At 61.8% G+C, this 23,381-nt stretch carries 20 protein-coding genes and 1 tRNA gene; 9 read left to right on the top strand and 12 right to left on the bottom strand.

The features are described from left to right. Positions 1-2: 2 nt before the first annotated feature. The gene (locus RC54_RS09375; protein ID WP_058895135.1) at positions 3-1,748 is read right to left on the bottom strand and encodes a diguanylate cyclase; all 1,746 of its coding nucleotides are present in this window, start codon (positions 1,746-1,748) and stop codon (positions 3-5) included. A 318-nt stretch (positions 1,749-2,066) separates the two neighbouring features. After that, a tRNA-Ser gene (locus tag RC54_RS09370) sits at positions 2,067-2,156 on the bottom strand. A 265-nt stretch (positions 2,157-2,421) separates the two neighbouring features. Between RC54_RS09370 and RC54_RS09365 the strand changes: the two genes are divergently transcribed. Continuing rightward, positions 2,422-4,314, top strand: a complete 1,893-nt coding sequence (locus tag RC54_RS09365; RefSeq protein ID WP_058895134.1) for a GGDEF domain-containing protein — start codon at positions 2,422-2,424, stop codon at positions 4,312-4,314. 108 nt (positions 4,315-4,422) lie between these two features. Here RC54_RS09365 and serS read toward each other — a convergent pair whose 3' ends face one another. Beyond that, positions 4,423-5,724, bottom strand: coding sequence for a serine--tRNA ligase (gene serS, locus RC54_RS09360; RefSeq protein WP_061788776.1), 1,302 nt, complete (start codon positions 5,722-5,724; stop codon positions 4,423-4,425). Between the two features lie 171 nt (positions 5,725-5,895). Here serS and RC54_RS09355 point away from each other — a divergent pair, with 171 nt between their 5' ends. After that, positions 5,896-6,519, top strand: a complete 624-nt coding sequence (locus RC54_RS09355; protein WP_244216464.1) for an anaphase-promoting protein — start codon at positions 5,896-5,898, stop codon at positions 6,517-6,519. A gap of 3 nt (positions 6,520-6,522) precedes the next feature. On the opposite strand, the gene RC54_RS09350 is transcribed toward RC54_RS09355, so the two are convergent. Then, complete coding sequence (locus RC54_RS09350; protein ID WP_044530269.1) at positions 6,523-7,464, bottom strand: LysR family transcriptional regulator; 942 nt, start codon at positions 7,462-7,464, stop codon at positions 6,523-6,525. 93 nt (positions 7,465-7,557) lie between these two features. On the opposite strand from RC54_RS09350, the gene RC54_RS09345 reads away from it, so the two are divergent. Next, positions 7,558-8,202 (top strand): alanyl-tRNA editing protein, encoded by a 645-nt coding sequence (locus RC54_RS09345; protein ID WP_061788774.1) that lies wholly within the window; start codon positions 7,558-7,560, stop codon positions 8,200-8,202. Positions 8,203-8,314: 112 nt separating this feature from the next. Beyond that, complete coding sequence (locus RC54_RS09340; protein WP_058895129.1) at positions 8,315-9,019, top strand: hypothetical protein; 705 nt, start codon at positions 8,315-8,317, stop codon at positions 9,017-9,019. Here RC54_RS09340 and RC54_RS09335 read toward each other — a convergent pair whose 3' ends face one another. From RC54_RS09335 to RC54_RS09325, 3 genes are all read right to left on the bottom strand, one after another. After that, positions 9,020-9,931 carry a DNA adenine methylase gene (locus tag RC54_RS09335; protein ID WP_058895128.1) on the bottom strand — a complete coding sequence of 304 codons (912 nt, stop codon included), beginning with the start codon at positions 9,929-9,931 and terminating at the stop codon, positions 9,020-9,022. It abuts the gene before it with no gap. Beyond that, on the bottom strand, positions 9,928-10,206 hold the full coding sequence (locus RC54_RS09330) for an HTH domain-containing protein (protein ID WP_164471197.1): 279 nt from the start codon (positions 10,204-10,206) through the stop codon (positions 9,928-9,930). The genes RC54_RS09335 and RC54_RS09330 overlap by 4 nt, the downstream gene beginning before the upstream one ends. Positions 10,207-10,312: 106 nt before the next feature. Further along, positions 10,313-11,617 carry a replication-associated recombination protein A gene (locus RC54_RS09325; RefSeq protein WP_061788773.1) on the bottom strand — a complete coding sequence of 435 codons (1,305 nt, stop codon included), beginning with the start codon at positions 11,615-11,617 and terminating at the stop codon, positions 10,313-10,315. A 258-nt stretch (positions 11,618-11,875) separates the two neighbouring features. On the opposite strand from RC54_RS09325, the gene fdxA reads away from it, so the two are divergent. Continuing rightward, positions 11,876-12,214: a ferredoxin FdxA gene (fdxA, locus tag RC54_RS09320; protein WP_058895125.1), complete on the top strand. Its 339-nt coding sequence runs from the start codon at positions 11,876-11,878 to the stop codon at positions 12,212-12,214. A 70-nt stretch (positions 12,215-12,284) separates the two neighbouring features. On the opposite strand, the gene lolA is transcribed toward fdxA, so the two are convergent. Both lolA and RC54_RS09310 read right to left on the bottom strand, forming a co-directional pair. Further along, positions 12,285-13,016: an outer membrane lipoprotein chaperone LolA gene (gene lolA / locus RC54_RS09315; protein ID WP_061788772.1), complete on the bottom strand. Its 732-nt coding sequence runs from the start codon at positions 13,014-13,016 to the stop codon at positions 12,285-12,287. A 120-nt stretch (positions 13,017-13,136) separates the two neighbouring features. Next, entirely contained in the window at positions 13,137-15,479 is a 2,343-nt protein-coding gene (locus tag RC54_RS09310) for a DNA translocase FtsK (RefSeq protein WP_058895123.1), read from the bottom strand. Positions 15,480-15,887: 408 nt separating this feature from the next. Between RC54_RS09310 and trxB the strand changes: the two genes are divergently transcribed. From trxB to RC54_RS09295, 3 genes are all read left to right on the top strand, one after another. Then, on the top strand, positions 15,888-16,841 hold the full coding sequence (gene trxB / locus RC54_RS09305) for a thioredoxin-disulfide reductase (RefSeq protein WP_058895122.1): 954 nt from the start codon (positions 15,888-15,890) through the stop codon (positions 16,839-16,841). 145 nt (positions 16,842-16,986) lie between these two features. Further along, positions 16,987-17,325: an I78 family peptidase inhibitor gene (locus tag RC54_RS09300; protein WP_244216463.1), complete on the top strand. Its 339-nt coding sequence runs from the start codon at positions 16,987-16,989 to the stop codon at positions 17,323-17,325. 81 nt (positions 17,326-17,406) lie between these two features. Further along, positions 17,407-18,060: a Smr/MutS family protein gene (locus tag RC54_RS09295; protein WP_171939310.1), complete on the top strand. Its 654-nt coding sequence runs from the start codon at positions 17,407-17,409 to the stop codon at positions 18,058-18,060. Positions 18,061-18,078: 18 nt separating this feature from the next. Here the strand turns inward: RC54_RS09295 and RC54_RS09290 are convergent, their stop codons facing one another. Beyond that, complete coding sequence (locus tag RC54_RS09290) at positions 18,079-19,398, bottom strand: leucine-rich repeat-containing protein kinase family protein (protein ID WP_061788770.1); 1,320 nt, start codon at positions 19,396-19,398, stop codon at positions 18,079-18,081. A 58-nt stretch (positions 19,399-19,456) separates the two neighbouring features. Further along, positions 19,457-20,722 carry a PA0069 family radical SAM protein gene (locus tag RC54_RS09285; protein ID WP_061788769.1) on the bottom strand — a complete coding sequence of 422 codons (1,266 nt, stop codon included), beginning with the start codon at positions 20,720-20,722 and terminating at the stop codon, positions 19,457-19,459. 198 nt (positions 20,723-20,920) lie between these two features. Here RC54_RS09285 and RC54_RS09280 point away from each other — a divergent pair, with 198 nt between their 5' ends. Next, positions 20,921-22,963, top strand: a complete 2,043-nt coding sequence (locus RC54_RS09280; protein WP_061788768.1) for a sigma-54-dependent Fis family transcriptional regulator — start codon at positions 20,921-20,923, stop codon at positions 22,961-22,963. On the opposite strand, the gene RC54_RS09275 is transcribed toward RC54_RS09280, so the two are convergent. After that, positions 22,944-23,324, bottom strand: a complete 381-nt coding sequence (locus tag RC54_RS09275) for a DUF779 domain-containing protein (RefSeq protein WP_058895116.1) — start codon at positions 23,322-23,324, stop codon at positions 22,944-22,946. The genes RC54_RS09280 and RC54_RS09275 overlap by 20 nt on opposite strands. Positions 23,325-23,381: the final 57 nt, after the last annotated feature.

Here is a 23,381-nt window from a genome sequence, read left to right as displayed (position 1 = left end):
ACTCACCCTTCCTGCACTTCATCGCCAGCCAGTTCGACCCGATTGCGCCCCAGCCGCTTGGCGCGATACAAGGCCAGGTCGGCGCGCTTGGTCAGCCTGTCCAGGGCCTCGTGATCATCCAGCCCTGCTACACCGAAACTGGCACTGAGCCTGATCTGCTGGCCTGCTTCGATATCGAAGACACGCTCCTGCAGTGCGGCACGCAACTTTTCGGCGACGGCTGCAGCCTGCTCCAGGCCGGACTCGGGCAACAGGATGATGAATTCCTCGCCGCCATAGCGCGCCAGCACGTCCACCTTGCGCAAGAGCTGCGCCACGCACTGCGCCGCGCCGACCAGGATGGCATCGCCCGCCTGATGGCCGAAACTGTCGTTGATGCGCTTGAAGTGATCGATATCGAACAAGATCACCGCCAGCGGGCGTCCATAGCGCTGGGCCACCGCCAACTGCTGCTCGGCATAGGAATAAAAAGCCCGCCGGTTCAACACCCCGGTCAGAAAGTCGGTATTGGAAGAGGCCTGCAATTGCGTGATGAGCGCCTCTCGCTCCTTGGCCAGACTGGTGCGTTCGCGCATCCGATGCTTGAGCACGCGCAGGGCGCGCATCATGGCTCCGATCTCATCCTGGTGCCGGGCCTCGGGGATGTCTTGCTCCAGCTTGCCCTCCACCAGGCCAGACACCAAATCAGTGGCCCGCACCAGCGGTTGCAGCACGCGCCGACGAATCAACACCATCAGCAACTGGAAGAACAGGCAGGCGATCAGCGTCAGGCTCACCACCAGCACCAGCAGGTTGCGCGCCCGCAGGTTGTGGCTTTCCGCCCGCGCCATGAGATCTTCCAGCAGCAGATCGCGCAGGTCGGTGATGGAGGCCATCTGGGGGACGTAGAACTTCAACAGGTCGGTCGGTGTGACGCTGTAATTGCCGGAGTTGAGCCCGGTCTGCAGCAGGAAATCGAGGAACTGGAACGCGCCGTCGAAATACTCCTTGTCCATCCGGTCCTGGGCAGCAGCGAATTCGGGGCTATTGGAATAGGTCGCCATCTGGGCCGCGAGGATGTTACGCAGCAATTCGATGCGACCATACAGGCTGCCGATTTCGATGACTTCATCCTTGGTCAGTTGACGGTGCGCAATCAAGGGCGCCACGAAGCGCGAGCCAACCTGCCCGGCGTACTCGCGCAGGCTGGCGGTGGCACGCACCGCCGCCAAACCATCACGCAGGCTGGGGTCGGCACGATCGACCTCGTTCCCCAGTTCGCTGACCACCCGGATCATCGGCGGTATCAGGTCCACCATGTTAGCCACCGCCGCCAGCACCAACACATCGCTGCGATCCTGCTGCGCCAGCCGGGCGACGTGATCGACATTGGCACGCGCCGCCCCCAGACCTTGCTCGACAGTGCGCACCTTATCCATCGCCCACGACTGACGCAGCCTTGCATCAGCCTCCAGCACCCCATGCAAGGCTGCCAGGGCGGCATCGGTCTGGTTGCGCGCACGCGTGATCTTTTGCTGCAGATCCCCGGCCTGCTGTGCCGATGCGCCCATGATGGCATTGGCAGAACCACGCTCGGCCGAGACCCTTTCCAGGGCCAGCAGCGCCAGACGCAGATTGTGCAGGCCCGGCACACTCTTGGCTCCGCTACGATAGGTGTTCCACTCCGTCCATACCAAGGCTATCGCGAATGCCAGGAACAGCATCAGCAAGGCAATGGAAATGAGCCGGAACAGACGATTCAAGGACATGAGGAGCCCGCTACAAAGGCAAATGTATGGGATGAATATAACAAGCCGACATGAAAGACGGCACAACTACTTCGCGAGCGAGATGAAAAATAAGACCGATACCTCGTGGCCGCGCCATCGAATCGGATGATACGTCCCATCTGCCGGGACGAACTTGACGCAGACCTGGTATCCCCTCGAAAAACACCAGGCGACCACTCATGCCGGCGGCAGTCGCATCGAATCGCTTTGAGACCAACACAGAATCGATGGACAAAAAAATAAGGCCCTGAAAATTCAGAGCCTTATCTCTACAACTGCTACAACTGATGAGCCAACTGGCGGAGAGGGTGGGATTCGAACCCACGGTACGGGAAACCGTACGCCTGATTTCGAGTCAGGTACATTCGACCACTCTGCCACCTCTCCGGTTAACTTCGGTCGTTTCACTGCGTGGTGCAGCAAAGACAGCGACTATAGCAGAAGTATTTTCAGAGTGGAACTATTTTTTAAAAAATCTTTAAAAAAATTATCTTCCCGCCATCGAAATTCATTCGCAACTGACAGCATGAATAAGCCTTCATCCACAAAATGGAAAGTATGAATTGCTTATCATCATCTTGTCATAAATCACTTCTAGCATCCGTAAACTATTTGCCGTTCTTTGGAACTTTATATACCCGGATCCAGCCAGATGGCGCCCCTATCCACCACCACCTTCCCGCTCGGCGCAGAAGTCGTCGACCTGATCGCCCGCGCCTCGGGTGCAGCCTTGCGCGGCGCCGATGATCCGATGCTCTCGCTGCTGCACGAGATCATTGCCCAGCGCAAGCTGTCGGCCCTGTTCCAGCCCATCGTGCGGATGCGCAATGGCGAAATCCTGGGCTATGAGGGATTGATCCGGGGTCCTTCCAATACGCCGCTGCATTCGCCGCTGTCACTGTTCAAGGTGGCGCGCACGCACAACCTGTCGGTACAGATGGAATACCTGTGTCGGCACATCGTGCTGACCCGCTTCGCCCAACTGGGCTTGCAGGGCAACCTGTTCCTCAACGTCTCGCCGGGTGCACTGATGCAGCCCGAGGCGATCCAGGGCGAGACCCTGCGCTACCTGGAAAAGCTGGGGGTGAACCCGCAGCGCATCATCATCGAGCTCACCGAGAACGAGCCCACCTACGATTACGCCCTGTTGCGCAATGCCGCCATGCATTACCGCGACATGGGTTTCCAGATCGCCATCGACGACCTCGGCGAAGGTTTTTCCAGCCTGCGCCTGTGGTCCGAGCTGCAGCCGGAATACGTCAAGGTCGACATGCACTTCGTGCAGGGTATCAACCACGATCCGATGAAGCTGCAATTCGTGCGCTCAATCCAGGAGATTGCCGAAAAATCCGGCTCCATCGTGATTGCCGAAGGCATCGAATCCCAGGCCGAGTTGCTCACCATCCGTGACCTCGGCATTGCCTGCGGCCAGGGCTACCATATCTCGCGCCCCCTACCGGAGCCGCCCATGTCGATCCCGGATGATGTCTCCAAGACCCTGCGCCGCGACAAGGTGCCGCTTGCCGCCAACAAGTACGGCCCCGGCAAGCGCAGCGCCACGGTGGCCAAGCTGCTGCGCGAAACCCAGTACGTCAGCCCCGAGGTGACCAATGACGCGGCCTACGATATGTTCGTCAACGACCCGCAATTGCAGGCCCTGCCGGTGGTCAGCAATGGCTTGCCGATCGGCCTGATCAACCGCTACAGCATGGTCGAACGCTTTGCCCGCCTGTATGGACGGGAACTGTATGGCAAGCGCTCCTGCGCCTTCTTCATGGATCCCAACCCGATCCTGACCGAACAGGACACCAGCCTGCAGGACTTGTCCAACCTGCTGGTGCAAGCCGAATCGCATCACCTCTCCAACGGCTTCATCATCACCGACCGCGGTCAGTACATGGGCCTGGGTACCGGACACGACCTGCTGCGCGAAATCACCCAGATGCAGATCGACGCCGCGCGCCACGCCAACCCGTTGACGCAATTGCCGGGTAACGTGCCCATCAATGACCACATCGAATACCTGCTGCACAGCGGGGTGGAATTCTGCATCTGCTATTGCGACCTGGATCAGTTCAAGCCCTTCAACGACGTCTACGGCTACCGCAAGGGCGACGATATGATCCAGGCCACGGGCCGCCTGCTGCAACAGGCCTGCGACCCCAACCTGGACTTCGTCGGCCACATCGGTGGCGATGATTTCCTCATCATGTTCCAGAGCGAAGACTGGGAAAAGCGCTGCCGCACCATGCTCGACAACTTCACTGCCGAGACACGTGGCCTGTACTACGACGAAGACGTGCAGCGCGGCGGCTACTTCACCGAGGACCGCCAGGGCAACCGGATCTTCCACCCACTGGTCTCGGTCTCGCTGGGCGCGGTGAAGATCGAACCTTCGCAATACTCTTCCCCGCACCAGATCGCCTCGGCCGCCACCCGCGCCAAGAAGCAGGCCAAGAAGATCCAGGGCAATAGCCTCTTCATCGAACGCCGCATCCCGGCCACCTTCTCCTGGGCGCTCAAGGACGGCGAGCCAGGTCGCTGAAGAAAACGTTTCCGCAGCCCAGGTGAGCGGCGCAAAAAAACGGCTGCCCCCTTTCAGAGGCAGCCGTTGTGGTCTGCACAGACCAAGCGGGTCAAGCGAATCAAGGCATCAGACGCCCGGCACCAGCTTGCTCACGCCCCCCATGTAGGACTGCAGGACTTCAGGAATATCCACGCTGCCATCGGCCTGCTGGTAGTTTTCCAGCACCGCCACCAGCGTGCGGCCCACGGCCAGGCCCGAACCGTTCAAGGTATGCAGCAGTTCCGGCTTGCCCTGGGCATTGCGGAAGCGGGCTTGCATACGGCGTGCCTGGAAGGCTTCGCAGTTGGAGACCGAGGAAATTTCACGATAGGTGTTCTGGGCCGGCAGCCAAACCTCGATGTCATAGGTCTTGGCCGCGCCAAAGCCCATGTCGCCGGTGCACAAGGTGATGACGCGATACGGCAGGCCGAGCTTCTTGAGGATGGTCTCGGCGTGGCCCAGCATCTCCTCCAGGGCTGCGTAGGACTGCTCGGGATGGACGATCTGCACCATTTCCACCTTGTCGAACTGGTGCTGGCGGATCATGCCGCGGGTGTCGCGACCATAGGAACCGGCTTCCGAGCGGAAGCATGGCGAATGGGCGGTAAACTTCATCGGCAGCGCGTCGCCGGCGACGATTTCATCCCGCACGAAGTTGGTCAGCGGCACTTCAGCCGTAGGAATCAGGTACAGCGCGGCATTCTCGGCCTCGCCTTCCTGGCCGCCCTTCTTGGCCGCGAACAGGTCAGCCTCGAACTTGGGTAACTGGCCGGTGCCGCGCAGGCTGTCGGCGTTGACGATGTAGGGGGTATAGCACTCGGTGTAGCCATGCTCCATGGTATGGGTGTTCAGCATGAACTGCGCCAGCGCACGGTGCAGGCGAGCAATGCCCCCCTTGAGGACTGCGAAGCGCGAACCGGTGAGCTTGGTGGCGGTATCGAAGTCCAGGCCCAGCGGTGCGCCGACATCGACATGATCCTTGATCTCGAAATCGAACTGGCGGGGCGTACCGACCTTGCGCAGTTCCACGTTGCCGTTTTCATCATTGCCCACCGGCACCGACTCGTGCGGCAGGTTGGGCACCGCCTGCAGGAACAAGGTCATCTGCTGCTGCACTTCATCCAGGCGGGTCGCTGAGGCCTTCAACTCATCGCCGATGCCGTTGACTTCGGCCATCACTGCCGACGCGTCTTCGCCCTTGCCCTTGAGCATACCGATCTGCTTGGACAGGCTATTGCGCTTGCCCTGCAGCTCTTCGGTACGGGTCTGGATCTGCTTGCGCTCGGCTTCCAGCGCATTGAAGCCGGCCACGTCCAGGACGAACTTGCGGGCCGCCAAGCGGGCTGCGACATTGTCGATGTCTTTACGGAGGAGTTGAATGTCGATCATGGGAAGAAAATACGATAGGGTTGGAGCTCGAAACCGCGATTGTACCAAGACCCGCGCCCGCCACGGGCTTCCCGTGCGCCCCACCGGCAAGAAAATTGCGCCGCCGGTAGCCGCCGCCTTCGCCGCGGGTTACCATGCGGGCCATTCCTGCATTCCAGAGATCCCTTATCCATGTCCGACCAACCCGATCCCCGCCCACCGCGTGAAGTCCCCGTCCTGTTCTCCCTGCTGGGCCTGGTAGCCGCCCTGGCTGCCGGGCTGTGGGCCGGCATCCACTACATGTCCAACGATGCCAGCCTGTTCTATGGGCTCATCGCCGGCCTGTCCTTCGGCGCCGCCTTCGCCTTTGGCCAGCAGATCAAGAACCGCCTGGTCCCGCCCAAGGTACGCAAGACCGACTGGCGGGTGCAGGCGCCGGGCGCCGCCGAATTGTCGCCGACCAAGCACGCAGCACAGCAGGTGCGCGCCATCAGCGTGGAATTCGATGATGAAGAAATCCACACCATGGTGCGCGGTGCCAAGCGCGAAGGGATTGCCTGGAATGAAGTGTGCGACGTCACCATCCGCATCAGCGAAGGCAGCGTGCCGCAGCCGCAGTGGATCCTCGCTGGCCAGACTGCCGAGGGTAGCAAGAGCGTGCTGGTCCCCAACGATGCCGAAGGTCTGGAAGCCTTGATGGAGGCCATGAAACTGCGCCTGCCGGGCTACGACGACGAACGCAACTACGAGACCGTGATTACCGCCATGTCGGCCATGGAAGGCAGCTTCCATGTCTGGAGCCGCCCCGCCGCCTGATCCCTAGGCCCGCCCCGCGCCGCCCAGGGTCGGCTCCTCGGCCAGGCGCTGCGCCAGGAAATTGACGAAAGCCCCGAGCCTGGGCGGCAAATGCCGCGTGGCCGGATACAGCGCCCACAGGTCACCGCAATAATGCGTCCGAAAGGTCCACTGCGGCAGGACCTGGACGATACTGCCCGCCTCCAGCGCCGGCCTGGCGATGAAATACGGTAGGCTGCCGATACCGATGTGGCGCAGCACCGCATCGAGCCGCACCCCGGTATGGTTAGCCGCATAACGACCGCGCACCTCGACATGGACCGCCTTGCCGTGCCGACGAAAACGCCACTGCGCATCGGCCGGCGCCTCCCCCAGATAGATGCAGCTATGCGCCTTGAGCGCCTGCGGATGGGTCGGTGTGCCATGCGCCGCAAGATACGCGGGCGTGGCGCAGAGCAGATGGTCGATACGCATCAGGCGGCGCCCCATCAAGCCCGGCGGCGGCTTGTCGGTGATGCGGATGGCCAGGTCGACCTGGTCGTCGATCAGATCCATGTAGCGATCCTCCAGCCTCAACAGCACATCGACCTCAGGATAGCTTGCCAGGAAATCCGGCACATGCGGATGCACCAGGTAACGCCCCACCGCCTTGGGCACGCTCACCCTCACCTGCCCTTGCGGCACGGCCTCGAAGGAACCCGATACCGCCAGCACCGCCTGGGCGGCATGCAGCATGTCGCGGCAGCGCTCGTGGATCTCGCGCCCGCTCTCGCTCAGACGCAGCTTGCGCGTGGTCCGCTGCAACAATTGCGTGCCCAGCGCCTTTTCCAGACGGGCGATGGCGCGGCTGATAGCAGACGGTGTGGCGCCCAGCTGGCGCGCCGCTTCCGAGAAACTCCCTGTCTCCACTACCTTGGCGAAGACCGCCATTTCATTCAACAAGGCGATACTTTGATTTGTGCTCATGGCGCAAAGAATATTTGCTTCGATGGCGGATTATCGCAACTTTGCATGAGCGATACAATTTCCCGCTACTGCTGCAAGCTAGAAAGGCAAGCCATGACCGAACGTCTATACCTGACCCAGCCAGCCCTTTGTGCTGATATCGAAATCTTGAGTTGCACCCCGCTGGAGGATGGCCGCCACGCCGTGCGCCTGTCGGCCACGCCATTTCATCCGCAAGGAGGCGGACAGCCCAGCGATGTGGGTTGGCTGGGCGAGGTGGAGGTGCTACGGGTGGTCAGCGAAGGCGACGACATCCTCCATTACACCAACGCTGCGGTCGCGCCTGGCCCTGCCGTAGCGAGGGTCGATGCCCAACCGCGCCAATTGCATACCCGGCTGCACTCGGCAGGTCACGTGATCGGTCATGTGATGGCACAACTGGGATGGAAGCCGACCAAGGCCCATCACTGGCCGGGTGAAGGGCGGGTCGTGGGCGTGAGTGTGGGTGTAGGCGGCGAAGCTGCGCAGGAACTTGAGGCAGAAGAAATCGAGCGCCGCTGCAATGCGCTCCTTGCGCAAGACCTGGCGTGCGTGCTGTCCTTGGAGGCCGGCTTGCGCAAGATCGGCTTCGGCGACCTGCCGGCCTATCCTTGCGGCGGCACGCATGTGGCCACGCTGGGGGAGATCGGCAAGATCGGGATCGAATCGGTGCGCGTCAAGAAGGGGGAGGTTTCGATTCGCTATGATGTCGCGGCTTGAAACTGGTCCGAGCCGGCATCTGCGGCTAGTGTAGTATGGTTGGCATTTCGCCAATCTTGATTTACAAACCGGGCGTACAATTCCAACTTTACCAACAAATGGCTGGAATACCGTGACGACAGACCCGAAATTATTAGAGGCCGCCCAAAAGGTAACGGCCCACCGCGCAAAAGTCGTAATCAATCACATCATCGAGCACGGCCACGTCACGACTGAAGAACTCAAGGAAAATTACGGCTACAACCATCCGCCTCGGGCTGCAGGCGATGTGCGGGACCAAGGTATCCCGCTGGAGACGTTCAAAGTCAAAGGGAGTGATGGCCGATCAATTGGCGCCTACCGTTTTGGCGATCCATCCAAGATTGAAAATGGCAAGCTTGGTGGAAGAAAAATTCTTCCAAAGCACCTGAAAAAAGCGCTGATCGAACAATTCGGTGCCAGATGCGCCATCAGCACGGAACAATACGATCAATCCCATCTCCAGATTGACCACCGCATTCCTTATCGCATTTCCGGTGATGATGCAGACAGCGAGAGAAATCCAGCAGACTTCATGTTGCTTTCCGGCGCTGCCCAACGGCAAAAGTCATGGGCTTGCGAACACTGCCAGAATTTTATCGTCATTAAGTCTTTGGCAACCTGCCAGTCGTGCTATTGGGCCTACCCGGAACGCCACACCCACGTAGCGATGAAAGATGAATTCCGTGTTGACCTTGTTTTCTCGGGTACAGATATTTTGAAATACAAGTCACTTGAAGAAAGAGCCAGGCAAAATAGCTCTTCCGTTCAAGAGGAAATAAAGAAGCTGATAGAGTAATCAGTTAGCAGCAGTCCCTAACAAGTCAAGTTGGCGACTTTTCTTTTTGCGGCCCGCTGTCTTCTGCTTGGTCATCAAGGCCGGTGACAAATACAGCGACTCAATAGTCACATCGTCACGGCCCAGCAATGTCGCCTGACTGGAGCGACCAGCGTGAAGCGCGACCTTCTGCAATCGCAGGTGACCAGGAAGCTCGGCGCCATAAGTCCTGTCGCCACAGGTTCCATCAAAACTGAGCATATAGGGCACATTGCGCTTGTTCAGGCTATCCAGTTCGTCAATCAGTTCATCCAGATTCAAAAGATAGGCATAGCGTGGATCACGTTTCCCGCTGGTCCCCTGCCACGGTGGGTCCATGTAGACAAGATCATCCGGTGTCGCATCCGCGATCGCATCTCTGAAATCACCGCCGACTATCTTGACCCGGTCTTTGAGCAACTTGGATGCCAGTGCCACTTCGCGTTTGAGCTTGTCGGGCTTCAAACCAAGACGACGATTATCCGGGCCTTGATTGAATTGACCGTGACCATTGAAACGAACAGCGTTTTTCACGCATCTGGCCACCAGATAGAGCAAGTCGGAGGGAGACTGGGTCTGGTTGAAATCGTCACGCACTTTGCGGTAGTAGCCGGCAGGATCGGACAGTTGCTCATTCCAGAGCGTTGCATACTCTGCAGTCAATCGCTCGGGCTGGGTAACAATCCACTTCCAGAGCTCGGCCAACGGTTCGAGCTTGTCGGCCACAACGAATTTCTTCGCTTTGTTATTGGCAGCAGCAGCCAGCGTAATCGCGCCGGAACCGACAAAGGGTTCATACAGGGTCTCAATGTCAACATCCATGTAAGACAAGATATCTTCGGCAAGCTTTCTTTTGCTTCCCTGATATGGAATGACATGCGGCGCTTTTTTCATGGTATTTCTTTGCACTTCGGATTCAGAGAATAGAGAGCAGCATTTCTCTCTTTCTCGATGGAGAAAAGCGGCTGCTTGCCGTTTTCAACGCGACGTTTTTCTCGCCTATAGACGATGGAATACAAGGAATTGGTGGGAGTCTTCCCACTGAAGGCTGCGGGCTCCATCTTCTGAATGGCCGAGACAACCTCCCCCAGGCTAAGTGCCTTCTTTTTCTTCTTGAGCACCTTGACCATCATGGCTTCCAGGTCACTCTTCTGACGATTCCACGTCATATATTGTCCTTTCACAAGCATGCGTACGCATGCTAAAGTACAACACAGACCTCCACAAGAATTAATGGAATTTTGCAGAAAAAAAGCATCCAGCCGGATGCTTTTCTCACTTCTTGCCGACCTCTTCATCCCACTGCCGCAAGGTGGCCAGCTTCTCTCCGATCTTGATTTCCAGACCGCGCGGAACCGGCTGATACCACCCCGGCTCCGCTATGCCCTCGGGCAGGTAGGTCTCCCCAGCGGCATAGGCATTGGGTTCATCATGGGCATAGCGATACTCATGCCCATAGCCCAACTCCTTCATCAGCTTGGTCGGCGCATTGCGCAGGTGCACCGGCACTTCCCGGCTCTTGTCTTGCTTCACGAAAGCGCGTGCCGCGTTATAGGCGTTGTAGCCGGCATTGCTCTTGGCCGCCACGGCCAGGTAGATCACCGCCTGGCCCAGCGCCAGTTCGCCTTCCGGGCTGCCCAGGCGCTCGTAGGTGAGCGCGGCATCGTTGGCGATCTGCATGGCGCGCGGGTCGGCCAGGCCGATGTCTTCCCAGGCCATGCGTACGATGCGCCGTGACAGGTAGCGCGGATCGGCGCCGCCATCGAGCATACGCGTGAGCCAGTACAGCGCAGCATCCGGGTGCGAGCCACGCACCGACTTGTGCAGCGCCGAGATCTGGTCGTAGAAGTTGTCGCCGCCCTTGTCGAAGCGACGGCTGTTCAAGGTCAGCGCATTCTGCAGGAACTCGGCCGTGACCAGGGTGGTGCCGGTGGTGCGGGCAGCGGTCTCGGTCTGCTCCAACAGGTTCAGGAAGCGGCGGGCGTCGCCATCGGCATAGCCGATGATGGTGTCGGTCGCCTGGGCGTCGAATTGCAGCTCGCCCAGCACCTTTTCCTGTGCGCGCTTGAGCAGCAGCTTGAGTTCGTCGTCGGTGAGCGACTTGAGCACATACACCTGGGCACGCGAGAGCAGCGCCGAGTTGACCTCAAACGATGGATTCTCGGTCGTGGCCCCGATGAAGGTCACCAGGCCGCTTTCGGCATAGGGCAACAGCGCATCCTGCTGCGACTTGTTGAAACGATGGATTTCATCGACGAACAAGATGGTGTGCTTGCCCATGGACAGGTTCTGCTCGGCCTGCTCCATCGCCGCGCGGATATCCTTGACGCCCGAGAACACCGCCGACAAGGCGATGAATTCACACTGGAACGCCGTGGCCGTCAGCCGCGCCAGCGTGGTCTTGCCCACGCCCGGCGGGCCCCAGAAGATCATGGAGTGCGGCTTGCCGGACTGAAAGGCCAGACGCAAGGGCTTGCCTTCGCCCAGCAGGTGCGATTGACCGATGACCTCATCCAGGGTCTTGGGACGCAGCGCTTCGGCCAGGGGCGCGGCGGGTTCTTGCGCGAACAGGTCAGCCATGGCGAGGCTCCTGCACCTGGTTCAGGTCAACGAGGAAAAAGGGCCGCAGGGCGGTCTCGGAAATAAAGTTCATATTCATCAGGATGCGGGCGCAGCGCCGGATTGCAAGGCGCGTTCACCAAAGGCCGTAGTCTAACGCAGCAGGCCCGCATCAGGGGCCATCAGGCGCAACCATGCGCGGTCAGCAGGCAATCGGCACAGGCGCTAGAATGCGGCCTCGCCCTTTTCCTTCACCCTGCCCTTTTTCCACCGTCCTCCATGCCCTTCGTCGTCACCGATGCCTGTATCCAGTGCAAGTACACCGATTGCGTCAACGTCTGTCCGATGGATTGCTTCGTGGAAGGACCGAACTTCCTGGTGATCGACCCGGATGGCTGCATCGATTGCTCCATGTGCGTGCCGGAATGCCCGGTCGGCGCCATCTACAACGCCACCGACCTGCCCGCCGCCCTGGCCCACTTCGAAGACCTCAACGCCAAGCTGGCCAAGCTGCCCGGCTGGCAACCCATCACTCAGGTCAAGCCGCCCATGGCGGGACATGAGCAATGGAAGGATGTGCCCGACAAGCTGGCGCTGCTGCAAATGCCGCCAGCCTGAGCCGCCGCTCCAAAAGAACAGCCCCGCACGCGCAAGCCTGCGGGGCTGTGTTCTTGGCTGGCCGGCGTGATCAGTTGTTGAACACGTCGGCGCCCTTGGGAATGGTGAAGTTGAAGCTGTTGACCTTCAGTGGCGGGTTCTTCTCGAAGCTGTCGAAACTGAGCAGCGAGACCTGACCGAAGGTGTCATGCAATTCCATCGCTACCGGGGTGCCATTCTTCAAGCCAATGCCGATGCTGTCGAAGGTGGTGTCGCGGCTTTTGGGGACGGCTTGCAGCCACTCCAGGCCATCCTTGGTGCCGGCTTCCTTCAAGGTGAAGTTTTTTTCCAGGTCATTGCTGCCGAACAGGATGGCCGCCGGCGAGGAACCCAGCGCATTGCCCAGTTGCTTGGTGGTGACCTGGTTCAAGTCCTTGTCGTAGATGAAGAGTTTTTCCCCATCGGCCTGGATCACCTGTTCATAGGGCTTCTGATAGGTCCAGATGAACTTGCCCGGGCGCGAAAACACGAAGCTGCCGCTGGAGGTGTTGACCACCTTGGACTTGCCGTTCTCGACGCGCACCATGCGCTGGGTGAAGGCACCCTTGGCCGACTGCGTGCTGCTGACGAATTGCTTGAACTGGTCCAGGGCGGCGGCCGAGGCGCGGCCCGGGGTCAGCGCGGTGACGGTGATGGCGCCGGCCACGGCCAGGGCCGACAGGCCGGCAGCCATCATCAGGCGGCGCAGGTTGAAGCGGCGGGCTTGCGCGCCGCGCGAGCGGGAGGAGTTGCCAGAGTTGCTGTAATGACTGGAATTGTCCATGTTATTCGATTCCTTCTTGACGGAGTGCCACCGGCGAGGTGGCGGCCGGCACGATAGTGGCCGGCCTTCAGGGCGTTCTGAACGATGGGGGTGAGCGCTTGGTGAACGCTTGGTGCAAGCTTATTCGGCGGCATCGCTGGCACCGGCCGGCACCAGGATTTCACGGTTGCCGTTGGATTGCATGGTGGACACCAGACCACTCTGCTCCATCTGCTCCAGCAAGCGCGCCGCGCGGTTGTAGCCGATGCGCAAGTGACGCTGCACCAGCGAGATCGAGGCGCGGCGATGTTTCAAGACCACGGCCACGGCCTGGTCGTACATCTCATCGCCCTCGCCGCCACCGGCGCCAGCCGCAGCACCGCTGCCGCCGCCACCCTCGGCGTCCTCCAGCACGCCTCCCTCTAGGATGCCCTCGATGTAATTCGGTTCCCCCTGGCTCTTGAGGTGTTCCACCACGCGGTGCACTTCATCGTCCGAGACGAAGGCGCCGTGGACCCGTACCGGCAGGCCGGTGCCGGGCGGGTTGTAGAGCATGTCGCCCATGCCCAGCAGGGTTTCCGCACCCATCTGGTCAAGGATGGTGCGCGAGTCGATCTTGGACGAGACCTGGAAGGCGATACGGGTCGGCACGTTGGCCTTGATCAGGCCGGTAATGACGTCCACCGACGGCCGCTGCGTGGCCAGGATCAGGTGAATGCCGGCTGCACGCGCCTTCTGGGCGATGCGGGCGATCAGTTCTTCGACCTTCTTGCCCACCACCATCATCAGGTCGGCCAGTTCGTCGATGATGATGACGATGGTTTCCAGTTGCTCCAGCGGTTCCGGGGCATCCGGGGTGAGGCTGAAGGGATTGGGGATCTTCTCGCCGCGCTTGTCGGCATCGGCGATCTTCTGGTTGTAGCCGGCCAGGTTGCGCACGCCCAGCTTGGACATCTTCTTGTAGCGGCGCTCCATCTCTTCCACCGCCCAGTTCAGGGCGTGGCCGGCCTGGCGCATGTCGGTCACCACCGGCGCCAGCAGGTGCGGGATGCCCTCGTAGATCGACAGTTCCAGCATCTTGGGGTCGATCAGGATCAGGCGCACCTGGCGCGGCGAGGACTTGTAGAGCAGCGAAAGAATGGTGGCATTGATACCCACCGACTTGCCCGAGCCGGTGGTACCGGCCACCAGCAAGTGCGGCATCTTGGCCAGGTCGGCCACCACCGGGTTGCCGGCGATGTCCTTGCCCAACGCCACGGTCAGGCTGGAGTGGCTGTCGTTGTAGACCTTGGAACCGAGGATTTCAGTCAGACGCACAATCTGGCGCTTGGGGTTGGGCAGTTCCAGGCCCATGTAATTCTTGCCCTGGATGACTTCCACCACGCGAATCGAGGTCAGCGACAACGACCGCGCCAGGTCGCGCGCCAGGTTGACGATCTGGCTGCCCTTGACGCCGGTGGCCGGCTCGATCTCGTAGCGGGTGATCACCGGGCCAGGATAGGCCGCCACCACCTTGACCTCCACGCCAAAGTCGGCCAACTTCTTTTCGATCAGGCGGCTGGTGAATTCCAGGGTTTCCACCGACACCGTCTGCTGGGCCGGCGGGGCCTCATCCAGCAGCGACAGCGGCGGCAGTTCGCTGTTCAAGTCATCGAAGAGGCTGGTCTGCTTTTCCTTCTGCACGCGGTCGGACTTTTGCACTTCCACGATCTGCGGCTCGATGCGGATCGGCGGGGCTTCCACGATCTTGGCGCGTTCCTGCACCACGGTTTCCTCGCGCTTGACCGCGGCTTCCTGGCCGGCACGGCGGTCGGCGCGGGCGGCGAAGAAGTCGCGCACGGCAAACAGGCCATCTTCGATCAGACCGCCAATGCGCTCCACCGCGGCCAACCACGACACCTGGAACAGCAGCGAAAAACCCAGTCCGAACAGCAGCAACAGCAATAGCGTGGAGCCGGTAAAGCCGAAGGTGGGCTGCATGGCCGTGCCGATCATCTCGCCCAGCACACCACCGGAGGAATGCGGCAGCTTGGGGGCGAAACGGTGCATCCGGGTGAATTCGATGCCCATGCTGCCGGTCAACATGAAGACAAAGCCCACAGCGCGAATCAGCGGTTCCTGCTGGTGCTCCGGCTCCACTGGCTGGGCCACCAGAAAGCGATTGGACAGGCGGCGATAGCCGGTCCACACCGAACGCCCTACCAGCACGCACCACCACCAGGCCGACAGGCCGAAGATGTACAGCATCAGGTCCGCGGTCCAGGCACCCACGCGCCCACCCCAGTTGCCCACGCGCGGCACCGCGCTGGCCACCGACCAGCCGGGGTCGGTCTTGGAATAGCTCAGCAGGATCAACGCCAGGTAGGCCAGCAAGGCCAGCAGCGCCAGCCAGCGCGCTTCGGATAACAGCCGCACCAGCCGGTTGGGCATGGGAGGCGCCGGCGTCTTGGTGGTGCGGATGTGGGCTTGACTCGTCTTGGACATAACTTCCGTGCAAAAAAAACTAGCCGTCATTGTAACGGCATTGAATTGGCGCTTCGCGATTTTGCGCTGGACAGCAAAGGCTGCCGCTGCACTGACCGGCATTTGTCGCTATCGTTCTTCTCGTGCTGTCATTTTATTCATCTATGGGACAGCAAACCTGCATTTGCCTGCATTTTCCCGTGGCCGGCCCGGCTATTGCTTGCATAGCGTAATTCCATGAGGCCGAGCGGGGGCTTGGACTATAATCTTACCCGTTTTGCAGCGCGTCAAAGCGCAAACTTGTGCGCTGGCAAGCTTGCCCACTCGCCCTGACTGGCCTGGATCAAGACCGGTCGGCCATGGGAATTGAAATCCCGGGAGTCGCCTCAAGCTGGATGGCACACCCATAACATTTTTGATGAGTAAATTATGAGCACGCCCAAACATGCCAAGGTCCTGATTCTCGGCTCCGGCCCCGCCGGCTATAGCGCCGCCGTCTACGCCGCGCGCGCCAACCTGAACCCGGTGTTGATCACCGGCGTGGAGCAAGGCGGCCAACTGATGACCACCACCGACGTCGAGAACTGGCCGGGCGACCCGCTGGGCGTGCAAGGCCCGGAACTGATGCAGCGCCTGCAGCAGCACGCCGAACGCTTCAATACCGAGATCATCTTCGACCACATCCACACTACCAAGCTCTCCGAGCGCCCCTTCCGCCTGATCGGCGACAACGGTGAATACACGGCGGACGCGCTCATCATCGCCACCGGTGCCTCGGCGCAATACCTGGGCCTGCCCTCGGAACAAGCCTTCATGGGCCGTGGCGTGTCGGCCTGCGCCACCTGTGACGGGTTCTTCTATCGCGGCAAGGAGGTGGCCGTCATCGGCGGCGGCAACACCGCCGTGGAAGAGGCGCTGTATCTCTCCAACATCGCCAGCAAGGTCACCATCGTGCACCGCCGCGACAAGTTCCGCGCCGAGCCCATTCTGATCGACCGCCTGCTGCACAAGGTCAGCGAGGGCAAGATCGCCATCCAGTGGCACTCCACCCTGGATGAAGTGGTCGGCGACGACAGTGGCGTGACCGGCATCAAGATCAAGTCCACCCAGGATGGCGCCATCACCGACATCCCGGTGCATGGCCTGTTCGTGGCCATCGGTCACAAGCCCAATACCAGCATCTTCGAAGGCCAGTTGGAAATGCACAACGGTTATCTGAAGACCCGCACCGGCACCGAGGGTTTTGCCACGGCCACCAGCATCGACGGCGTCTTCGCTGCCGGCGACGTGCAGGACCATGTGTACCGCCAGGCCATTACCAGCGCCGGCACGGGTTGCATGGCAGCACTGGATGCACAGCGTTATCTGGAAGGCTTGGAATAAAGTAAATTGATGTAAAATGCTGCGCTGCGAGAACTCGTAGCGCAACGGGCACTCAAAGAGCCGGTGACGAGTTTTTCGTCCCGGCTTTTTTGTTTTCATTCGAGCAACCAGACCAATTAAAATCATCCCGATCGAGGAAAGCACCGTGTCCTACTTACCGCCTCCTGCTCCGCCTTCCCGGATGCCGCCTGCGATCAAGGCGCTGCTGGCCTCCTTAGGTCTGGGTGCCGTCCTGATCGCTTGCAGCGCTTCGCGCGAAAACGAGAGCGCCGATGCTGCAGGGCAATGCAATGTCGCCCGCGCCGAGCACCTGATCGGTGAAAATCTCAATGCCCAGCTGGAACAACAGGCCCTGGCCGATTCCGGCGCCAGCCAGATCCGGGTACTCAAGCCCGACAGCGCCGCCACCATGGACTTCAACCCACGCCGCCTGAATCTGCACGTCGATCCGGGCCTGGTCGTCATCCAGGTGGCCTGCGGCTGAGCACGCCGGGCTGAAGAGTCGCCCCGCTTCTGCTAAAGTAGCCCGCTCAGGGATAATTCGCTACAGGGTTGGGTGGCTGTCATGGCGACAATGAAGGATTTCTCGGCGCTCCAGGGATTGCGCCGCGATTTGCAGGAACAGGAAAAAGCACGGGCACTGGCCTTGGCCGAGCGCCAGCGCCAGGAAGCGGCAGAGCGCGCGGAAGCCAATCTCTTCCGCAACAGCATCGGCACAGTCGCGCCCTTGCGTCCCAAGGCGGCCGACAAGGCCCTCCACCCACCGCAACTGCCGCCACCGATTGCCCGCCAGCACCTGGCCGATGAACAGGCCGCGCTGCTGGAGTCGCTGTCCGACGAATTCACCGTCGACACCTTGATGGACAGCGACGAAAACCTCAGTTTCGCCCGCCCCGGCGTGGGGGTGGATGTCTTGAGCAAGCTGCGCCGCGGCAACTGGGTGATCCAGGCCCAGCTCGACCTGCATGGCTATCGCCGGGATCAGGCGCGCGAAGCACTAGGTGAATTCTTGCGCCAGTCGCGCCGCCGCGGCCTGCGCTGCGTGCGGGTGATCCATGGCAAGGGTCTGGGCTCAGTGAACAAAGAGCCGGTCTTGAAGCACAAGGTACGCAACTGGCTGGCGCAGAAAGATGAAGTAATGGCCTTTTGCCAGGCCCGCGCCGCCGATGGCGGGGCCGGGGCGCTGGTGGTGCTGCTGCGCTCCAGCGAGCGGGCCTAGCCCGCCCAAGCCTCAGCCTCAGGCCAGCGCATCGAGCAAGGCCACGATGGCCTCGAAATGCGGCCGGGAGGCCGCATCAGCCGACAGGCAGGCCTGACACAAACCGGCCAAGGCGGTGCGCTGCTTCTGGCCGGTCTCATCTGTTGGCTGTCCATGTGCCAGCAATTCCTCCAACAGACATCCATAAGCCCGCACTTCCATGGCTTGCACGCCCCAGGCATGAGGCTGGCTGGCATCGTAGAGCCAGGCCGCCCCGAAATCCCCCAGCAAGGCGGCGCCCTCCCGATGCAGGATGTTATGACCATAGAGATCGCCATGGACGATGCCCTGGGCGTGCAGGTGTGCCGCCGCCGAGGCGATATCGCTGGCGATGGCCATCACCTGGCTCCAGGGCAGCTTGCCTTCCTGCGGATAGACGTCGCGCGTGCAGGATTGCAGGCTGGGCGGCCCGGCTAGGGTCGTGAAGGCGGGATCGATCAGCGGCATCACCAGCCCCTGCACGGCTTGCGGATGATCTTGCAAGCGGCCCAGCACCGGAATGAGCCCGCGATGACTGCCGGCCCTGATGCAAGCCGCCATTTCGCGCTCCGGCAAGCCATCGCTGGTGACCGCGCCCTTGAAGAGCTTGACCGCCACCGCCTGCGCCGTCGCGCCAGTCTTCCAGCGTGCGGCATGGATCACGCCGGAAGCTCCTTCGCCCAGTTTCTCGCCCAGCTGCAAGTCGTCCCAGACGATGGGGGCCACCTGGGCAAGTCGATCCGCCCCCTCTTCCACCGCCGCACACCAGGGATTGCCGGCCATGGCCAGCCAGCTCAAACGCGGCAGCGTCAGCAACCAGTGTGGAAACGCCTGCAGCGCATTGGCCGCCAGGCGCAGCAGTTCCAGGTTGCGGCAGCCCGCCAGTTCAGCTGGCAGCGTGCGCAGGCGGTTACCGGCCAGCATCAGCTTTTGCAGGCGCGTACATTGCCCGATGCTGGCCGGCAGCGCTTCGATGCGGTTGTCCGTGAGCACCAGCCAGCGCAGCGTGGGCGGCAGCGATGCCGCTGGCACGTGTTCGATGCGGTTGGCCTTGAAACCGATCATCTCCAGTGCCGGACAACGACCCAGCACGGCCGGCAGCTCCGTGAAGGGATTGTCGGAACAGAAAATGATGCGCAACCGGGTCAGGCGCGGCAGATCTTCCGGCAAGGCATTCAGTTGGTTGCCGCTGAGGTCCAGAATCTCGAGGGTTTCAGCCAGGGTGAAGATTTCTCGCGGGAATTCGCGCAGGCCGCAGGACAGCGACAGACGGGTAATGCCCTTGAGCGCGCCGCTGCGCAATTGTTCCAGGGTATGCATGAGACCGATATGAAGATGTGTTCAAAGCGCGCAGTGTACCAGCCACCATGCCGACCGCTCAGAACAGGTCAAGCTGCCCCCCGCTGCCTTGGTCGCCACGCCCGGCCTGCGGCAGCGGCGGCACCACCACGGGGCGCCGGAAACGACTGGCATCCAGCGTCGCAAAAGCGCGATTGCGATGATCGATGCCCAGGCGCCGGCTGGCCTTCTCGAAGCGCTGGTGCAGCAGGTCGGCCCACACGCCCGTGCCGCGCATCCGGGTGGTGAAACTGGCGTCGTAGTCCTTGCCGCCGCGCATGTCCTGGATGCGGTTCATCACCCGCGCCGCCCGGTCCGGGAAGTGCGCCTGCAGCCATTGCCGGAACAGCGGGCTGACCTCCCAAGGCAGGCGCAGCACGATGTAGCCGGCCTGCCCTGCCCCGGCCTCGACGGCCGCCTCCATGACGCGTTCCAGGTCCGGCTCGGTGACGAAGGGAATCACCGGGGCAATCGACACGCTCACCGGAATGCCCGCCTCGGCCAGCGTGCGGATCACCCGCAGCCGCCGCGCCGGGCTGGCCGCGCGCGGCTCCAGGGTGCGGGCGATGGCCGGGTCCAGGGTGGTGATGGTGACGGCGGCAATGGCCTGGCCCTTGGCGGCCATGGGCGCCAGCAGGTCGATGTCGCGTTCGATCAGGGCCGACTTGGTAATGAGCGCGACCGGATTCTCGCAGTCGTGCAGGATCTGCAGGATGCGGCGCGTCAAGCCGCGCTCGCGCTCGATGGGCTGGTAGGCGTCGGTGTTGATGCCCACCGTGATGGTATCGGGCTGGTAGGACGGCCGGGCCAGCTCGCGCAGCAGCAGCTCGGGAGCATTGGTCTTGGCCACCAGCCGGCTTTCGAAATCCAGCCCGGGCGACAGGCCCAGGTAGCTGTGCGAGGGCCGCGCAAAGCAATAGATACAGCCGTGCTCACAGCCCCGGTAAGGATTGAGCGAGAGCGAGAACGGCAAGTCCGGCGAGCTGTTGCGGCTGATGATGGACTTGGCTTCTTCCTCGGTGACGCTGGTCTTCAGGCGCGGCGGTTCATCCTCCTCCATCCCCTCGGCCGCCAGCGGCCCGGCCTCGGCAAAACGGACGGCCTGCCAGCCATCGTCGAACTCTTCCCGGCTCACCGATTCATACCGCCCGCGCAGGTTGGTCACCGCGCCCCGGCCCTTCTGGGCGACCTGGGGGCGATGCAGGTAGGACTCTGGCGTGAGGGTCGCGTCGTCGGCCCCAGACGGTTCAGGCTGGATCGGAAAAGGCCGGGCGATGCCCTGCGGGAATTTGGGGAAGGAAGCCACGGCAAGCTCAACAATACTGTATATATAAACAGTATTTTGCCTTCACTTGGCCGGCCCTGCAAATGCTGTTTCAATTTGTCCGGCTGCCGCATTAATCGGTTATGCTTGATCACCCTCGGCTTCCCGCAAGATCAAAAGAAAGCCAACACAAAGTGACAAGGGGGAATCAGGACCGCCATAGGTTCCAAGGAGACAAGGATGCAATACCAGGCAAACCGGCCCGGCGCCGGTGCATTGCTGGGCGCAGCGCCCCTAGTGCAGGCCGCCACTGATGGCGTGCTGGACCTGCAGGCCATCGAGCGTTCGCACCAGCGCAGTTCGTCCTACGGCATCACCCGCAGCCAGCAGCCCGACCTGCCCGTGCTCTCGCGCGCCGACCTGGCGCAGGCGCTGGAGGCCAACCAGACCCTCTCCGGCCACGCCCGCCCGGTCATGGAAACCCTCTACGACCAGATCCGCAACACCCACAGCATGGTGATCCTCTCGGATGCCGAAGGCACCATCATCCATACGCTGGGCGACAGCGATTTCCTGGCCAAGGCCGATCGCGTGGCGCTGGGTTCGGGGGCGCGCTGGTCGGAGCAATTGCGCGGCACCAATGCCATCGGCACCGCGCTGTATGAACAAAAACCCACCACCGTACACGCCCAGCAGCATTACCTGGATGCCAACCGCTTCCTGACCTGCTCGGCCGCGCCCATCTTCGACCATCGCGGCCAGGTGCTGGGGGTGCTGGATGTGTCGGGCGAATGCGGCAGCTTCCACAAGCACACCATGGCGCTGGTGCGCATGTCGGCGCAGATGATCGAAAACCATCTGCTGGCCGGCAGCTTCCCCGATGGCATCACCCTGCACTTCCACAGCCGCGCTGAATTCGTCGGTACGCTGGTCGAAGGCATCGTCAGCTTCACCCCTGGGGGGCGCTTCCTGGCCGCCAATCGCAGTGCGCAGTTCCAGCTCGGGCTGACGCTGTCGGCCTTGCAATCGCATACCTTCGCTTCGCTGTTCGGGGTGCCGCTGTCGCTGCTGTTCGAACACCACCGCAAGGCCACGCCAGGCTTGCTGGAACTGTGCCTGCACAATGGCATCCGCATCCACGGCCGGGCCGAACTGCGGCTGCGCAACCAGCATTTCCAGAATGCGCGCGAAGCGGCAATCGACACGCCCGAGCTGATGCACCCCATGCCGAGCGCGCCGGCCACTCCCAGCGCCCCGCTGGCGCCGCAGCGCCGTGTGCATCCGGGCCAGGTGCGGCCCGACCTGCAGGCGCTCGATACGGGCGACGCCCGCATGAGCGCCATCATCGGCAAGTTGCGCAAGGTCATCGACCGCGATATTGCCGTGCTGATCACGGGCGAAACCGGCACCGGCAAGGAATGGCTGGCCCAGGCCATCCACCGCGAGAGTGCGCGTTTTCGTGCCACCCAGACCCGGGGCGGTGCAGCGCCCTTCGTGGCGGTTAATTGCTCGGCCATTCCCGAAAACCTGATCGAAGCCGAACTGTTCGGTTATGAAGATGGCGCCTTCACCGGCGCGCGCCGCAAGGGCGCCATCGGCAAGATCGCGCAAGCCCAGGGCGGCACCCTGTTCCTTGATGAAATCGGCGACATGCCGCTGGCGCTGCAAGGACGGCTGCTGCGCGTGCTGCAGGAACGCACGGTGACGCCCCTGGGCAGCCAGCGCGTGATCCCGGTGGAGTTCGCGCTGGTGTGCGCCACCAACCAGCCGCTGCGCGAGATGGCAGCGCGCCACAGTTTCCGCGAAGACCTCTACTACCGCATCAACGGCTTGCAGGTGAAGCTGCCGGCCTTGCGCGAACGCAGCGACCTGGCGCAATTGATCGAGCGCATCCTCATCGCTGAAGGCGGCGCGCTGGCGCCGCGCTTCGATGAACAAGCCCAGGCGCTGCTGCAGGCCAGCCGCTGGCCAGGCAACCTGCGGCAACTGTCCAACCTGATCCGCACCGCCCTGGCCATGGCCGAGGGCGAGGCCTGGATCGGCGTGCAGCACCTGCCAGATGACTTTTTGGAAGAGGCAGGCCCGCTGCAGGCGGGTTGCGGGATGGCTGCTACTACCGTATGTGAAGAAATGCGCAGTGATTGCCTCTCCATCCACGACAACGAATGGGCCACCATCGAACGCGCCCTGCGCACCCATGCCGGCAACGTCAGTGCCGCGGCCAAGGCCTTGGGGGTATCGCGCAATACGCTCTACCGACGCTTCAAGTCACGCGGGCACTGAGCGGCGCCAGGCTGTCGTACTCTGCATCGGAAAACAGCCGCGAGCGCGTCAGAAAGCGCTTGCCGCTGCCGTTCTCCAGCGAGAACATGCCGCCATTGCCATTGACCACGTCGATGATCAGTTGCGTGTGCTTCCAGTACTCAAACTGGTCGGCGCCGATGTAGAACGGCACGCCATCGATGTCGCCCAGATACACATCGGTATCGCCCAACGTGAAGTCATCGGCCGGATAGCACATCGGCGCGCTGCCATCGCAGCAGCCGCCGGACTGGAAAAAGATCAGCGGTCCATGCCGCGCCTGCAATTGGCGCAGCAATGCCACCGTAGCCTCGGTGGCGGTCACTCTGGGTGGGGCACTCATCGGCCTTCTCCTCTTCGCTCTGTCCGATAAAAATGGCGCCGGCCGCGGGAAGCGGAA

The organism is Herbaspirillum rubrisubalbicans, assembly GCF_003719195.1.
Lineage (GTDB): Bacteria > Pseudomonadota > Gammaproteobacteria > Burkholderiales > Burkholderiaceae_D > Herbaspirillum > Herbaspirillum rubrisubalbicans.
Note: the sequence above shows the minus strand (reverse complement) of the source record. Positions and strands in the feature narration are given on the sequence as shown.

Excerpts from the sequence above, each read along its gene's own strand:
- RC54_RS09375 (WP_058895135.1), bottom strand. The coding sequence starts at position 1,748 with ATGTCCTTGAATCGTCTGTTCCGGCTCATTTCCATTGCCTTGCTGATG.
- RC54_RS09365 (WP_058895134.1), top strand. The coding sequence starts at position 2,422 with ATGGCGCCCCTATCCACCACCACCTTCCCGCTCGGCGCAGAAGTCGTC.
- serS (WP_061788776.1), bottom strand. The coding sequence starts at position 5,724 with ATGATCGACATTCAACTCCTCCGTAAAGACATCGACAATGTCGCAGCC.
- RC54_RS09355 (WP_244216464.1), top strand. The coding sequence starts at position 5,896 with ATGTCCGACCAACCCGATCCCCGCCCACCGCGTGAAGTCCCCGTCCTG.
- RC54_RS09350 (WP_044530269.1), bottom strand. The coding sequence starts at position 7,464 with ATGAGCACAAATCAAAGTATCGCCTTGTTGAATGAAATGGCGGTCTTC.
- RC54_RS09345 (WP_061788774.1), top strand. The coding sequence starts at position 7,558 with ATGACCGAACGTCTATACCTGACCCAGCCAGCCCTTTGTGCTGATATC.
- RC54_RS09335 (WP_058895128.1), bottom strand. The coding sequence starts at position 9,931 with ATGAAAAAAGCGCCGCATGTCATTCCATATCAGGGAAGCAAAAGAAAG.
- RC54_RS09330 (WP_164471197.1), bottom strand. The coding sequence starts at position 10,206 with ATGACGTGGAATCGTCAGAAGAGTGACCTGGAAGCCATGATGGTCAAG.
- RC54_RS09325 (WP_061788773.1), bottom strand. The coding sequence starts at position 11,617 with ATGGCTGACCTGTTCGCGCAAGAACCCGCCGCGCCCCTGGCCGAAGCG.
- fdxA (WP_058895125.1), top strand. The coding sequence starts at position 11,876 with ATGCCCTTCGTCGTCACCGATGCCTGTATCCAGTGCAAGTACACCGAT.
- lolA (WP_061788772.1), bottom strand. The coding sequence starts at position 13,016 with ATGGACAATTCCAGTCATTACAGCAACTCTGGCAACTCCTCCCGCTCG.
- RC54_RS09310 (WP_058895123.1), bottom strand. The coding sequence starts at position 15,479 with ATGTCCAAGACGAGTCAAGCCCACATCCGCACCACCAAGACGCCGGCG.
- trxB (WP_058895122.1), top strand. The coding sequence starts at position 15,888 with ATGAGCACGCCCAAACATGCCAAGGTCCTGATTCTCGGCTCCGGCCCC.
- RC54_RS09295 (WP_171939310.1), top strand. The coding sequence starts at position 17,407 with ATGGCGACAATGAAGGATTTCTCGGCGCTCCAGGGATTGCGCCGCGAT.
- RC54_RS09290 (WP_061788770.1), bottom strand. The coding sequence starts at position 19,398 with ATGCATACCCTGGAACAATTGCGCAGCGGCGCGCTCAAGGGCATTACC.
- RC54_RS09280 (WP_061788768.1), top strand. The coding sequence starts at position 20,921 with ATGCAATACCAGGCAAACCGGCCCGGCGCCGGTGCATTGCTGGGCGCA.
- RC54_RS09275 (WP_058895116.1), bottom strand. The coding sequence starts at position 23,324 with ATGAGTGCCCCACCCAGAGTGACCGCCACCGAGGCTACGGTGGCATTG.